At 62.9% G+C, this 13,328-nt stretch carries 14 protein-coding genes; 4 read left to right on the forward strand and 10 right to left on the reverse strand.

The features are described from left to right. Window positions 1–29: 29 nt before the first annotated feature. From rapZ to kdsD, 10 genes are all read right to left on the reverse strand, one after another. Window positions 30–923 (reverse strand): RNase adapter RapZ, encoded by an 894-nt coding sequence (gene rapZ / locus AYM40_RS01700; RefSeq protein WP_063494695.1) that lies wholly within the window; start codon window positions 921–923, stop codon window positions 30–32. Window positions 924–1,031: 108 nt separating this feature from the next. Beyond that, window positions 1,032–2,000, reverse strand: coding sequence for an HPr(Ser) kinase/phosphatase (gene hprK / locus AYM40_RS01705; RefSeq protein ID WP_012431656.1), 969 nt, complete (start codon window positions 1,998–2,000; stop codon window positions 1,032–1,034). Window positions 2,001–2,140: 140 nt separating this feature from the next. Then, window positions 2,141–2,656 (reverse strand): PTS sugar transporter subunit IIA, encoded by a 516-nt coding sequence (locus AYM40_RS01710; protein ID WP_012431657.1) that lies wholly within the window; start codon window positions 2,654–2,656, stop codon window positions 2,141–2,143. A gap of 317 nt (window positions 2,657–2,973) precedes the next feature. Next, window positions 2,974–3,330, reverse strand: a complete 357-nt coding sequence (hpf, locus tag AYM40_RS01715; RefSeq protein WP_028199089.1) for a ribosome hibernation-promoting factor, HPF/YfiA family — start codon at window positions 3,328–3,330, stop codon at window positions 2,974–2,976. 171 nt (window positions 3,331–3,501) lie between these two features. After that, complete coding sequence (locus AYM40_RS01720; protein WP_063494696.1) at window positions 3,502–5,019, reverse strand: RNA polymerase factor sigma-54; 1,518 nt, start codon at window positions 5,017–5,019, stop codon at window positions 3,502–3,504. Window positions 5,020–5,204: 185 nt separating this feature from the next. Then, the gene (gene lptB / locus AYM40_RS01725; protein ID WP_063494697.1) at window positions 5,205–5,990 is read right to left on the reverse strand and encodes an LPS export ABC transporter ATP-binding protein; all 786 of its coding nucleotides are present in this window, start codon (window positions 5,988–5,990) and stop codon (window positions 5,205–5,207) included. Then, window positions 5,987–6,658 carry a lipopolysaccharide transport periplasmic protein LptA gene (gene lptA, locus AYM40_RS01730; protein ID WP_063494698.1) on the reverse strand — a complete coding sequence of 224 codons (672 nt, stop codon included), beginning with the start codon at window positions 6,656–6,658 and terminating at the stop codon, window positions 5,987–5,989. The genes lptB and lptA overlap by 4 nt, the downstream gene beginning before the upstream one ends. Window positions 6,659–6,678: 20 nt before the next feature. Next, entirely contained in the window at window positions 6,679–7,287 is a 609-nt protein-coding gene (lptC, locus tag AYM40_RS01735; protein ID WP_063494699.1) for an LPS export ABC transporter periplasmic protein LptC, read from the reverse strand. Further along, window positions 7,284–7,844: a KdsC family phosphatase gene (locus AYM40_RS01740; RefSeq protein WP_063494700.1), complete on the reverse strand. Its 561-nt coding sequence runs from the start codon at window positions 7,842–7,844 to the stop codon at window positions 7,284–7,286. Before AYM40_RS01740 ends, lptC begins: the two co-directional genes overlap by 4 nt. Then, entirely contained in the window at window positions 7,844–8,827 is a 984-nt protein-coding gene (gene kdsD, locus AYM40_RS01745; protein ID WP_063494701.1) for an arabinose 5-phosphate isomerase KdsD, read from the reverse strand. Before kdsD ends, AYM40_RS01740 begins: the two co-directional genes overlap by 1 nt. 161 nt (window positions 8,828–8,988) lie before the next feature. Between kdsD and AYM40_RS01750 the strand changes: the two genes are divergently transcribed. From AYM40_RS01750 to AYM40_RS01765, 4 genes are all read left to right on the forward strand, one after another. Further along, window positions 8,989–10,992 carry a monovalent cation:proton antiporter family protein gene (locus AYM40_RS01750; protein WP_063497794.1) on the forward strand — a complete coding sequence of 668 codons (2,004 nt, stop codon included), beginning with the start codon at window positions 8,989–8,991 and terminating at the stop codon, window positions 10,990–10,992. A gap of 127 nt (window positions 10,993–11,119) precedes the next feature. Continuing rightward, window positions 11,120–11,686 (forward strand): adenine phosphoribosyltransferase, encoded by a 567-nt coding sequence (locus AYM40_RS01755; RefSeq protein ID WP_063494702.1) that lies wholly within the window; start codon window positions 11,120–11,122, stop codon window positions 11,684–11,686. Window positions 11,687–11,741: 55 nt separating this feature from the next. Continuing rightward, window positions 11,742–12,356, forward strand: coding sequence for a LysE family translocator (locus tag AYM40_RS01760; RefSeq protein ID WP_063494703.1), 615 nt, complete (start codon window positions 11,742–11,744; stop codon window positions 12,354–12,356). 72 nt (window positions 12,357–12,428) lie between these two features. Further along, window positions 12,429–13,301, forward strand: coding sequence for an NUDIX hydrolase (locus AYM40_RS01765; RefSeq protein ID WP_063494704.1), 873 nt, complete (start codon window positions 12,429–12,431; stop codon window positions 13,299–13,301). The last annotated feature ends 27 nt before the right edge of the window (window positions 13,302–13,328 follow it).

The following is a 13,328-nucleotide window of genomic DNA, read 5'->3' on the forward strand; positions in this document are numbered from 1 at the left end:
TTCGAGTTGAGGCCGCGCGATACGGCCGGTTAAGCCACTAACTTCGATGATTCGCCGATCTCGACCGGCGCATCGCGGTGCCGCACAATGACATTTGCCGAACTTGCGAGACGCGCGGCGAGCGTCTCCGCAATGAACACCGAGCGGTGTTGGCCGCCCGTGCAGCCGATCGCGACCGTCAGATAACTGCGATTGTCGTCACGGAAATGGGGTAGCCATTTGACGAGAAACTTTTCGATGTCGTCGATCATTTCATGCACGACCGGCAGCGCGTCGAGAAAATCAATCACCGGTTTGTCGAGGCCCGTGAGCGGCCGCAATTCATGATCGTAATACGGGTTCGGCAGCGTGCGTACGTCGAAAACGAAATCGGCGTCGAGCGGCACGCCGCGTTTAAAGCCGAAGGACTCGAACATCAGCACGAGCCCCGCATGTTCCTGCTCGATGAAGCGTTTGACCCATGCGCGCAACACGTTCGCGCGCAGATTGCTGGTGTCGATCTGATGGCCGAATTCGGCCAGGCCCGCTACGAGTTCGCGTTCGCGTTCAATCGCTTCGGCAAGCGACGTCAACAAGCCGACGTCCGCATCATGCGCGGTGGAACCGGACAGCGGATGGCGGCGGCGCGTTTCGGAGAAGCGTTGAATCAGCGACTGCGTGCTGGCGTTCAGGAAGAGCACGCGCACGTCGTGGGCGCGCGACAGGTCGCGGATCATCGCTGGCATTTCGTCGAGCGAAGCGCTCGAACGCGCGTCGATGGCAACCGCGAGGCGTTCTTGGCCGTCGTCGGCGAGATAGTTGGCCAGTTGCGGCAAAAAACGCGGCGGCAGATTGTCGACGCAGTAATAGCCTGCGTCTTCAAGCGCGTTCAGGGCAACTGATTTGCCGGAGCCGGAAATACCGGTGATCAGGATTATGCGCATGGAGTCGTGAAATCCGTACAGTTCATCATAGCATCTGGTCCCCGTGCGCGTGCCACCGCGGCGCCTGCCGCTGGCTGCGGATGTTACATGCCGCGGGGTGTCGCGGATTCAGATCAATTTGCCGGGAAACTGGCTGTCCGGGTCCTGCATGGCCAGGCGTTGGCGATCCATGAAGTCGCGTAGCGTATCGATACCGCGCAGTTGCAGGATCGTGTTGCGCACGGCCGCTTCGACCAGAACCGCGAGGTTGCGGCCGGCCGCCACCTGAATCGTGACTTTGCTGATCGGCAGGCCGAGCACGTCGACGGTTTGGCTTTCCAGCGGCAACCGCTGGAATTCGCCGTCGGGCCGGCGCACCAGTTGCACGATCAGTTTCAGCTTCATTTTGCGGCGCACCGCGGTTTCACCGAAGATCGTCTTGATGTCGAGCAGGCCGAGACCGCGCACTTCGAGCAGGTTTTGCAGCAGCGGCGGGCAGCGCCCTTCGACAAAATCCGGGCCGAGGCGCACGAAATCCACCGCGTCGTCCGCCACGAGGCCGTGGCCGCGGCTGATCAGTTCCAGCCCGAGTTCGCTCTTGCCAAGGCCGGAATCGCCGGTGAGCAGCACACCCATGCCGAGAATGTCGAGAAACACGCCGTGCAGCGTGGCGCGCGGCGCGAGAATGCGCGACATGTACAGGCGCAGGCTGTCGATCACCGCGGCGGCGGACATTGGCGTCGTGAAGAGCGGCGTGGACGAACGCGTGCAGCGCAGGACCAGTTCCGGCGGCGCGGCGACGCCTCCCGCCACCACCAGAAATGGCGGTTCCAACGCGATCAGCTCGGCCATGTGGCGCGAGCGGTCTTCGTCGGTTTGGCGTTTGTAGTAGTCGATTTCGGCGTCGCCGAGCACCTGGATCCGGTTTGGGTGGATCAGGTTCAAGTGGCCGACGAGGTCGGCGCTCGACGTGGCATTGGCGACGGATTCCGAAGAAAAACCGCGCTCCCAGCCTTCATGCCCCGTCAGCCAGCTCAACTTCAGCATGGCGGCGTTGTCGTCGAAAATGCTCTGGGCGTTGATGCTGGACGTATCCATGAGTCGGTGACTCCCGTGTGGACCGCTTGCTTGGGAAAGGATGCGGCCTCGTTAACGCGGACCGCGCACCTCGCCTGGCTGTACCCGCCTGCAGGCGGGAAGCCGGGTGAATAAGCGACGTGCGGATAACCGCCGATGCATCAAGGTTGCCACTGAGTGAGCAGGCGATGCAACGATTCGCGGTCTTCTTCCGTGTGCAGGCGCTCGCGGGCCTCGCGATCGGACAGCAACTGGGCGATTTCCGAAAGGATTTCGAGGTGCTGCTGGGTGGCCTGCTCGGGCACGAGCAGGAAGATCAGCAGCGAGACCGGTTGGCCGTCGGGCGATTCGAAGGGGATAGGTTCGGCGAGGCGGACGAACGCGGCGAGCGGCTGCTTCAAGCCTTTGATCCGGCCATGCGGAATCGCGACGCCTTCGCCGAGCCCCGTCGATCCGAGGCGCTCGCGCGCAAACAGATTGTCAGTGACCGTGCTACGGGCGATGCCGTTCTGGTTCTCGAAAATCAGGCCCGCTTGCTCGAACACGCGCTTCTTGCTGGTGACCGATAGTCCGACGACGACGTTCTCGAGGGGAAGAAATTTGGCTAAACGATTCATGTTGACAGGCGAAAACGTGGCCTGGGTTCTCCTCGCTGGGGCGTTTGAGTGACGTTCCATTCGTTTGACGCTCACGGCGACGTGCGTTGGAGTCCGAAAGCGCAGGACTCCGGCCGACCGATTTCCGTTTGAGCTAACTTGACCCCGATGGTAACCGGAACATTATAGAACAGGGTAGCCACGGATGGTGCGGCGCGCCATCTATGCATCATGGGTTTCTTTGCAGGGTTGATCCGATCCGCGCCGTTGACGGAGAACGGCGGCCAGAAACGAAAAACCGCCCGGTCTCGGGCGGTTTGGCTGGGTATACGCAGATGCGGGCAAATGCGGACGAATGAGGAAATACGAAGGAAAGTAAAGAAACCTCCTAATCTTCCTTATTGCGGCGGCACATCCAGTAGCGGCGCCGGCTGGTACTTGATCGCATCGTGCTGATGGCCTTGCAGGCGATCCTTATGGCGTATCACTTGCCGGTCGAGCTTGTCGATCATCAGATCGATCGCAGCGTAAAGATCGCTGTCACAGCTCTCGACGAAGATATCTTTGCCCTTGAGATGCAGGTTGATTTCAACCTTTTGACGCTTTTCCTTTTCCTTATGGTTGTCGACCGAGAGGACCACACTGCCGTCGATGACCTGATCGAAATGTCTTAGCACCCTATCCAGTTTGGTGATCACGTATTCGCGCAACGCAGGCGTTACTTCGAGGTGGTGTCCACTGATCTGCAGATTCATAGTGCTTCTCCAAGCTAGAGGCCGCTTGTTCCGCACGATGACGAAGGTCCGGTCGATCTGTCGGCTTGCCTGAGTCGCCCCCCCGGTGACTGACTTCTGGCAGGTCGCATCGGCCGGCCTGTCCGCCAACTGCGGAGCGGCCGGTAAATGCCCGACGCGGGAGGCGACGGGCTACAGAGACTTGCGCAGGTTGACTGCCGGAATCTTGAGCGCTTCGCGATACTTCGCAACGGTACGCCGTGCGACCACGAAGCCCTGTTCCGCCAGCAGTTCGGCTATGCGGCTGTCTGAAAGAGGAGATTTCGGGTTTTCCGCTCCTATCAGTTGCTTGATGAGCGCGCGAATCGCCGTGGAAGAGGCCGCGCCGCCCGTGTCAGTCGAAACGTGTGATCCGAAGAAGTACTTAAATTCAAGCGTCCCGAATGGGGTCAGCATGTATTTACCGGTTGTCACACGGGAGACAGTTGACTCGTGTAGGCCCAGCGTATCAGCAATTTCTCGCAAAACCAAGGGGCGCATGGCAATTTCGCCATGCACAAAAAAGCTCTTTTGACGCTCGACAATAGCTTGCGCGACCCGGAGGATGGTCTCGAAGCGCTGCTGGATATTTTTGATCAGCCAGCGTGCTTCCTGCAGTTGCTGGCGCAACGATCCGCTGCCCGGATCGCCCCGGTTATTGCGCAGAATATTGGCGTACAGATGGTTGATGCGCAGCTTTGGCACCACTTCCGGGTTGAGCTCCGCCTGCCAGCCCTGTGCGGTTTTGCGCACCATGATGTCCGGCACGACATAGTCCGCTTCCGCCTTGCCATAAGCGGCGCCGGGAAACGGCTCGAGCGAGCGGATCAGAATATGCGCATCCCGCAAATCGTCGTCGTTCGCCTTCAGATGCTTGCGCAGGCGCGTGAAGTCGCGTGCCGCGAGCAGTTCCAGATGATGCGCGACGATGTCGAGCGCAAGCGTGCGTGTAGGCGACCGTTCGAGCCGCAGCAATTGCAGCTTGAGACATTCCGATGCGGAGCGCGCGCCGACCCCCGCCGGGTCGAAGCTATGCAGCAGCGCGAGCGCGGCGTTCATTTCGTCGAGATCGACTTCGAGCTCTTCGGGCAGGTCGGCCAGCACTTCTTCGAGCGTGGCGGCGAGGTAACCGTCGTCGTCGAGCGATTCGATCAGGAAGGTGATCAGCGCGCGGTCGCGCTGGCTCGCCTGGGTGACGCGAAGCTGCGCCATCAGGTGATCGCGCAGCGAGGTGCTCGATTCGTGGATTTGCAGCGGTGGCAGGTCGTCGTCGTCCGAGGCATTGCCGGAGCGGCCGTAATCGCCGAGATCCCATTGCGACGCGTCGCCGTTGCCGTCGCTCGCGAGGCCGTTGTATTCGTCGACACCCTGCGGCTCGCCGTTCTCGGCGCGCTCGCTGCTGCTGGTGGACGAAGACGACGTATTGCCGCCCATCTGGTCGGGCGGTGCGGAGGAGTTGGGCGACTGGGCGATCAGCGAACCGTCGGCCGCCACGCGCAGGGGACTCGCGATCCAGTCGTCCTCGTTCTCGAGGAGCGGATTCTGCGAGATCGCCATGGCGACTTCCTGCTGCAGTTCGAGCGTGGACAGCTGAAGCAGCCGGATGGACTGCTGCAGTTGCGGGGTCAGCGCAAGATGCTGCGATAGGCGGAGTTGGAGGCTGGCTTTCATGGCAAGTTGAGATTCATTGTAGAGAGTTTGCCACGACCGCGATACATTGCGACATTCGCAATTACGCGTGCGCCCGTTTTCGGCGGCGCTGGGCGCGGGACGGCCCAGGTCAAAAATGCTGATGTGCAGATGCCGCAAAGGGGCCGGCGGATGCGCGCTCGCACCGCCGGCAGTCCCTTGGGCACTTACATGCGGAAGTGTTCGCCCAGATAGACGCGCCGCACGCTTTCGTTTTCGATGATGTCGCTCGGCGCCCCGGCGGCCAGCACGCTGCCGTCGCTGATGATGTAGGCGTGGTCACAAATGCCGAGGGTTTCGCGCACGTTGTGGTCGGTGATCAGCACGCCGATATTGCGCTGCTTCAGAAATTTGACGATCTTCTGGATTTCCAGCACCGCGATCGGATCGACGCCCGCGAACGGTTCGTCGAGCAGAATGAAGCTCGGATTGGTGGCCAGCGCACGCGCAATTTCCACCCGCCGGCGCTCGCCGCCAGACAGCGACAGCGCCGGATTCTCACGCAGGTGGGCGATCTGCAGTTCGTCGAGCAAGGCCTCGGTGCGGTTGGTGATGGTGTCCTTGCTGAGCCGCTTGCCGTTGTCTTCGTGCTGCAATTCCAGCACCGCACGAATGTTTTCCTCGACAGTGAGCTTGCGGAACACTGACGCTTCCTGCGGGAGATATGACAAGCCCAGCGACGCGCGCTTGTGAATCGGCAGCAGGCTGATCGACTTGCCGTCCAGATCGATTTCGCCCGCATCGAGCGGCACGAGGCCGACGATCATATAGAACGAGGTGGTCTTGCCGGCGCCATTCGGGCCGAGCAGACCGACCACTTCGCCGCTTTTCACGTCGAGCGAAACGTCTTTGACGACCGTGCGCGAGCCATAACGCTTTTTCAGGTTGCGGACCACCAGCGAACTGCTGGTGCCGGCCGGTTTGCGATTGGGGAGGGACGCGGAGGAACTCACTGGTTCGGTGCTCCCTGGATCGTGGTGGACGGCGCGAGCGTAGCCGACGCGCCGTTCAGCGGCGCGGCGCCGCCATTGCGCGGCGCCAGCATCGCGCGCACGCGGCCGGTCGGGTTGCCCGGACCAGCGACGTCCTTACCTGCCTTCGCGGTGTAGAAGTCGCTCTGGCCGTCATAGGTAATGACGCTGCCGTGCACCTGGTCCATCACCGTCGAGAGGCCTTGCAGGCGCTTGACGGTGGCGTTGGTGGTGAGCGTGGTCAGATCCTGCTTGCCGTCGTAGTCGATACGAATGGCCGTGCCTTCGATGTATTCATCAAGGCCTTCGCGCTTCTGGCGGAAATACGACAGATTGCCGCCGCTCGACGTGCCGGTGGCGTACTGATAGCCCTGCGGATCTTGGGTCACTTCGACCCGATCGGCCTTGATCACGATCGTGCCTTTAGTGGCGACCACGTGGCCGGTGAAGATGTTGACCTGTTTGAGGTCGTCGTAAGTCATGTTGTCCGCTTCGATGTTCAGCGGCTTGTCCTTGTCGGCGCGGTCGGCGTGCGCAAGCGGCGCGAAGCCGGCAAGCGGCAACGCGACAATCAGCGCAGCGAGCCCGGCGCGGCACGCGGACAGGGTGCGCGAGCGGCCGGTATCAAAACGGGGGAACGATTCGTTCATGCAGTCACGCCTGGAATGGATTACCCGGGTTGCTTGGGCGAGCTGACGGAGCCTTCGGACGCGGCAATCGCGCCCTTCACATTGCCGAACAGCTGCATCACCCGGGTGACGTTGTTGTAGTTCATGCCGCTGGCAGTCATCACAGACATGCCGCGTTGAAGTTTAACCGGCTTTTCGGTCTCGATCACATCGTCGTTGACCAGCACCCTAAAATGCTGCGAATCCGCTTGCATCTGTGGATCGCCGTTGCCGGCGGCCCGCAGGATGCGCGCGTTGTCGTACAGATCGACGATCGAGGCGTCGCCGTTCACTTTGCCGGTGTCGCCGGTCGCCGTGACGATCGGCTTGCCGGGCTGGAAGGCGCGCATGGCCGGCTTGACCAGGTCGCTCAGCTCGTCATCCTCGTAATGGATCAGGGACTTGGCGGTCAGACGGTATTGCGTCGAGCCCGCCTGATCGAGTTCGGAAACCGAGAAATTGTCTGCGAAGTAGTCGGGCGTGTGCTCCTTGGGGCGCGCCACGCTTTCATTCGGCCGCGGCAGCGTGGCTTGCAGCAGCCACCACGTAATGCCGGCGAGCGCCGCCATCGCGGCGAGCGGAATCAGCGAGGTCCAGCGGAACTGATTCATCCGACGAGGCCCCGCTGTTCGCCGCTACAGGCGGCCGCAAGCAGCGCCTCATACTTGTGCTGCGCGCGCAGCAGGGCGTCGCAGACTTCGCGCGCCGCGCCGTGGCCGCCGCGCGCCTCGCTGACCCAATGGGCGCGCGCGATCACTTCAGGGTGCGAATTGGCCGGCGCCGCCGCGAAGCCGACCTTCAGCATCACGCCGAGGTCGACCCAGTCGTCGCCCATATAGCCGCATTCTTCCGCCGTCAAGCCGGTTTGCTCGAGCAGGTCGGCGAACGCCTGGGGTTTGTCTTGCACGCCCTGATAGACGTGGGCGATATTCATTTCCTTCGCCCGCACCGCGACGATGCCCGACTTGCGCCCGGTGATGATCGCCGTTTCGATGCCGGCCTCGCGCAGCAGCTTCATGCCGTGGCCGTCCATCGAATTGAACGCTTTCATCGTGTCGCCTTCCGCCGTAAACAGCAGGCCGCCGTCGGTCAGCACGCCGTCGACGTCGAAAATCATCAGCTTGACGCGGCTTGCGCGTTCAGTGGCGGTAAGGGGGGCGACGGGCATCAGATCACCTTCTTCGAGAACAGGTCGTGCATGTTGAGTGCGCCGATCAGCTTGCCTGCCTCGTCGACGACCAGCATTTGATTGATGCGGTGGCGCTCCATCAGTTCCACGGCTTCGACCGCAAGGTGATCCGGACCAATGGTGCGCGGGCCGGCGGTCATCACCGAGGCAATCGACAGTTCGCGGAAATCGCCATCGCGTTCGAGCACGCGGCGCAGGTCGCCGTCGGTGAAGATGCCGGTTACGTGATCGTTGTGATCGACGATCGCCGTCATGCCCATGCGCTTGGCGGTCAACTGGAACAGCGCGTCGCGCACGGTCGCGTCGGGCGTCACCTTCGGCACCTGGTCGCCGGTGCGCATCACGTCGCGGACATAAGTGAGCAGGCGCCGGCCGAGCGCGCCGCCCGGATGCGAGCGGGCGAAGTCGTCCGGGCCAAAACCGCGCGCGTCCAGCACCGCGACCGCAAGCGCATCGCCGAGCGCGAGCGCGGCGGTGGTGCTGGCGGTCGGCGCAAGATTCATCGGACAAGCTTCTTTCGACACGCCGGAATTCAGATGCACGTCGGCCAGTTGTGCGAGACTCGACGACGGACGCCCCGTCATCGCAATCAGTTTCGCGCCGATCCGCTTGATGAGCGGCAGGATCGCCACGAGTTCTTCAGTTTCCCCGGAATTGGACAGCGCGAGGAACACGTCGTCTGCCGTGACCATGCCGAGGTCGCCATGGCTGGCTTCCGCCGGGTGAACGAAGAACGCCGGTGTGCCGGTGCTGGCGAGCGTGGCCGCGAGCTTGCGGGCCACGTGGCCGGATTTGCCGATGCCGGAAACGACGACGCGTCCACGGCAACCCAGGATGAAGTCGACCGCCCCGACGAAACCATCGTCGAGTTGATCGCGAAGCGCGCGCACGGCGTCCGCTTCGATGTCGAGCACGTCGCGAGCGAGCGTGAGTGCCCGGTCGCCATTGATTTTCGCTATCATTCGCGGAGTATAGCAAAGGCGCTTGTTCGCCGCGCCGGGCCTGCTGTGTCAAGCCGCTGCCTTTACCGCTGTTTTTAACGGCCCCACAACCTTGTTGCACGGCGTTTCGCGTGCGCGGTTCCGCTGACGAACGAGGACGCTTTACCGATGCGTTTTTGCCGATGATTTCCCCGCTCGAAATGACGCTATTCCTGCTGCTGGCATCAGTGGCCGGAGTGGTGGTCTTTCGCTTTCTGAATCTGCCACCGATGCTGGGCTATCTGACGGTCGGCATCGTCGTCGGGCCGCACGCGTTCGGTCTGATTCCCGATTCGGCGGGTGCGCAGAATCTCGCGGAATTCGGCGTCGTGTTTCTGATGTTTTCGATCGGGCTGGAGTTTTCGCTTTCCAAACTGCGCTCAATGCGCCGGCTCGTGTTCGGTCTCGGCCTGCTGCAGGTGATCGGGACGATTGCCGTCGCGGTCACGCTCGGTTTCGTGCTGGAGCGCTGGGTGCATATCACCTGGCAAGCGAGCGTGGCGCTGGGCGGTGCGCTGGCGATGTCGTCGACGGCAATCGTCAGCAAGATGCTGGCGGAGCGGCTCGAGATCGAAACCGAGCATGGCCGCAATATCTTCGGCGTGCTGCTGTTCCAGGATCTGGCGGTGGTGCCGCTCTTGATCGTCATTGCGGCGCTGGGCGGCGATTCGAACAATCTCGTCAGCGCGCTCGGGGTGGCGGCCATCAAGATCGTCGTGGCGTTGGCCCTATTATTGATAGTGGGTCAGCGGTTCATGACGCGCTGGTTCAACGTGGTGGCGCGGCGCCGTTCGCAGGAGCTGTTTATCCTTAATCTGCTGCTGGTGACGCTCGGCGCGGCGTTCATCACGGACAAGTTCGGCCTGTCGCTCGCGCTCGGCGCGTTCATCGCCGGCATGTTGATCGCCGAAACGCCTTACCGGCATCAGGTGGAAGAGGACATCAAGCCGTTTCGCGACGTACTGCTGGGCCTCTTCTTCGTCACGACCGGCATGCTGCTGAACCCGCGTGTGATCTGGGAGCACCCGTTCATCGTGCTCGGCTTCCTGGTTGGCCCGATTCTGCTGAAGGCGGTGATGGTGACCGGGCTCTCGCGGCTGTTCGGTGCGTCGCCGGGCGTCGCGATGCGCACCGGTATCGGCCTCGCGCAAGCCGGCGAGTTCGGCTTCGTGCTGCTGAACCTGATTCTCGACAAGCATCTCGTCGACGCCACCCTGTTGCAGGCGATTCTCGCGGCGATGCTGCTCTCGATGCTGGCCGCGCCGTTCCTGATCCAGAACGCGGATCGAATCGTGCTGCGGCTGTCATCGACTGAATGGATGATGCAGTCCTTGCAGATGACGCGCATTGCGACGCAGAGCCTGAAGCAAAGCGGCCACGTGATCATTTGCGGTTATGGGCGGGCTGGGCAGAATCTGGCGCGCATGCTGGAGCACGAAGGTTTGTCGTACGTCGCTTTGGATCTGGACCCCGATCGCGTGCAGGCCGCGGCGGCGGCGGGTGAGTCCGTGGTGTTCGGCGATGCGGGGCGGCGTGAATCGCTGCTGGCCGCCGGTATCCATCGCGCCGCGGCGATTGCGATTACCTATGCGAACACGCCGTCGGCATTGCGCGTGCTCCACAATATTCACGAACTGGAACCCACGCTGCCGGTGATCGTTCGCACCGTCGACGACGCCGATCTGGAAAAGCTGCTGGCCGCCGGCGCGACCGAGGTGATTCCTGAAATCGTCGAAGGCAGCCTGATGCTGGCTTCGCATACGCTGGTGCTGATGGGCGTGCCGATGCGGCGCGTGGTGCGGCGAGTCGAGGAAATGCGTGACGAGCGCTATGCGCTGCTGCGCGGCTATTTCCACGGCGCGGACGACGTTGAAGACGACGACGGCCACGAACAGGTGCGGCTACAATCGGTGCCGGTCGACGAAAACTCGGACGCGGTGGGCCGAACGCTGGCGGAACTGGGCCTGTTCGATCTGGGCGTCGAAGTGACGGCAATTCGCCGGCACGGCATTCGCGGCGTCGAGCCGGATCCGTCCACCAAGCTGCGCGCGAGCGACATCGTGGTGTTGCGCGGTCTGCCCGAACAATTGGCCGAAGCCGAAGAGCGGCTCTCGAAGCATCGCCGCGCGGGCGCCGCCGCGGCCTAGCGTGTGTGGTCGGCGTGGCATGATCTCGCCGGGTCGGCGTCGCCGGCCGCACCTAGCCGGCCGAACCTAGCCGGCCGCACCTGATTTAGCATTTCATCGGGCCTGTCGAGGTCCATCTGGAGACATCATGTCCAACGCGCTTGCGAGCGCGCCGCTCGATGCGGCCAATTACATCAAAAGCCACATCCGCACGGTGCCTGACTGGCCGCAGCCGGGCGTGCAGTTTCGCGACATCACGCCGCTCCTGCAGGAGCCGAAGTCGCTGCGCGTGCTGATCGACCTGTTCGTCCAGCGCTATATCGACGCGAAGCTCGACTACGTCGCCGGGCTGGACGCGCGCGGTTTCATCATCGGGCCGATTCTGGCTTACGAACTGAACCTCGGCTTCATCCCGATCCGCAAGCAGGGCAAGCTGCCGTACAAGCGGGTCGCGCAATCCTATGAGCTCGAATACGGCACCGCGACCGTCGAGATTCACGAGGACGCCTGCAAGCCAGGCGACCGTGTCGTGATCATCGACGATCTGATCGCCACCGGCGGCACGATGATGGCCGGCAAGATTCTGCTCGAGCGGCTCGGCGCGGTGGTGGTCGAAGGTGCCGCGATTATCGATCTGCCTGAACTCGGCGGTTCGGCCCTGCTGCGTGAAGCGGGCCTGCCGCTCTATACGGTGACTGAATTCGGCGGCCATTGAGCGCTGGAATCGCTGGATGCGAGCTTCTTCCTGTACACAAGGACGGTAAGAAAAAATGCCCAACTTCCTGCTGTTCCTCGCGACCTCCATCGCCATCACGATGGCACCCGGTCCCGACAATCTGCAAGTGCTGGCGCGCGGCATCTCGCAGGGCCGTGCGGCGGGCCTCGTCGCCGCGCTCGGCTTTGCGGCCGGCATCACCTTCCACACCACCCTGGCCGCGCTTGGGGTGGCTGCGTTGCTGCGTTCGTCGCCGGTTGCGTTTGAAGTGATCAAGCTGGCCGGCGCCGCGTATCTGATCTGGATCGGCATCAAGGCGCTGCGCAGCCAGGGCCTCGCCACCGCGCACGAGCGCGCGCCGCAACCGTTGATGGCGGTGTTTCGTCAGAGCGTGCTTGGCAATCTGATGAATCCGAAAGTGACGCTGTTCTTCGTCGTGTTCCTGCCGCAATTCGTGCAGCCGCATGGCACACAAAGCGTCACGGTGCAGATGCTCGAACTCGGCGTGTTGTTCATGTTGCAGACCGTGGTGGTGTTTTCGCTGTTTGGCGTGTGCGCGGGAATGATCGGCGGTTGGCTGAAGCGGCGGCCGCGCGTGGGCGTGTGGCTCGACCGGCTCGCCGGCGCGACGTTCATCGCGATTGGGATTCGCGTCGCCTTGCGTGATTGACCGAGAGACCGCTGAAGCGACTGAGCGAGCGCCGGCACCCGGGTGCGCCACAAGAACAGTTTGGAGCTTTGAATGACTTTGCCTTGCATCACCGCCGCGCGCCGCTTCGATGTTCACGCGCATCTGCCGTTCTGGATCGACGCCGAACAGGTCGGCTGGATTCGCTCGACCGATGTGCCCTTGCTCGCGCGCTGGCCCGATGTGTTCGAAATCGACGGTGTTGAACACATGCGAGTGACGCTCGCACCTGTGTTCAACACGGTCGATCTGCGCAGTGCGGCGCTCGGTTCCGTGATCGGTGCGCTTGCCGCCGAGGGCCGCATTCCCGGCTGGCGCAACGAGACTTACGCGATCCGCAACGCGTTCGATGCGCCGCCGCTCGCGTACATCGAACGCGCGGCGTCGCGCTTCTTCGGCACGATGACCTACGCGGTGCATCTGAACGGCGTCGTAGAATACGCGGATGGCGCCCCGCGGATGGCCGCCCCGCAACTATGGATCGCGCGCCGCAGCGACACCAAGGCGACCGACCCGGGCATGCTCGACAATGTCGTGGCAGGCGGGATCGGTTGGGGCTTCGGCATCGAGGCGACAATCATCAAGGAGTGCTGGGAAGAAGCCGGCATTCCTGAGGAGATCGCCGCGCGCGCCACGGCCGGCCGCATTGCGCATGTGCTGCAATCGTTGCCGGAAGGCACGCAGGCCGAACAGATTTTTATCTACGATCTCGCGCTGCCGGCCGATTTCGCGCCGCGCAACCAGGACGGCGAAGTGGGCGAACACCGGCTCGCGCGCATCGACGAAGTGGCGCGCTGGATCGAAGAAGGCGCGATGACCGTGGATGCGAGTCTCGCCACGCTGGATTGCCTGCTGCGCCGCCGCTGGATCGACGAAGACGCGTGCGCGGGCATCGAGGCATTGTTCGCGCCGCCGGCGCTTGTATAGGCACTAGCCAGGTGCCGGTGCGGCGAA

It is taken from the genome of Paraburkholderia phytofirmans OLGA172, assembly GCF_001634365.1.
GTDB lineage: Bacteria > Pseudomonadota > Gammaproteobacteria > Burkholderiales > Burkholderiaceae > Paraburkholderia.

Bases quoted from the DNA above. Each gene is read 5' to 3' on its own strand.
- AYM40_RS01710 (WP_012431657.1), bottom strand. From the start codon at position 2,656: ATGGAACGTCACTCAAACGCCCCAGCGAGGAGAACCCAGGCCACGTTT.
- lptA (WP_063494698.1), bottom strand. From the start codon at position 6,658: ATGAACGAATCGTTCCCCCGTTTTGATACCGGCCGCTCGCGCACCCTG.
- hprK (WP_012431656.1), bottom strand. From the start codon at position 2,000: ATGGATACGTCCAGCATCAACGCCCAGAGCATTTTCGACGACAACGCC.
- AYM40_RS01740 (WP_063494700.1), bottom strand. From the start codon at position 7,844: ATGCCCGTCGCCCCCCTTACCGCCACTGAACGCGCAAGCCGCGTCAAG.
- AYM40_RS01765 (WP_063494704.1), top strand. From the start codon at position 12,429: ATGACTTTGCCTTGCATCACCGCCGCGCGCCGCTTCGATGTTCACGCG.
- hpf (WP_028199089.1), bottom strand. From the start codon at position 3,330: ATGAATCTGCAGATCAGTGGACACCACCTCGAAGTAACGCCTGCGTTG.
- rapZ (WP_063494695.1), bottom strand. From the start codon at position 923: ATGCGCATAATCCTGATCACCGGTATTTCCGGCTCCGGCAAATCAGTT.
- lptC (WP_063494699.1), bottom strand. From the start codon at position 7,287: ATGAATCAGTTCCGCTGGACCTCGCTGATTCCGCTCGCCGCGATGGCG.
- kdsD (WP_063494701.1), bottom strand. From the start codon at position 8,827: ATGATAGCGAAAATCAATGGCGACCGGGCACTCACGCTCGCTCGCGAC.
- AYM40_RS01760 (WP_063494703.1), top strand. From the start codon at position 11,742: ATGCCCAACTTCCTGCTGTTCCTCGCGACCTCCATCGCCATCACGATG.
- AYM40_RS01720 (WP_063494696.1), bottom strand. From the start codon at position 5,019: ATGAAAGCCAGCCTCCAACTCCGCCTATCGCAGCATCTTGCGCTGACC.
- AYM40_RS01755 (WP_063494702.1), top strand. From the start codon at position 11,120: ATGTCCAACGCGCTTGCGAGCGCGCCGCTCGATGCGGCCAATTACATC.
- AYM40_RS01750 (WP_063497794.1), top strand. From the start codon at position 8,989: ATGATTTCCCCGCTCGAAATGACGCTATTCCTGCTGCTGGCATCAGTG.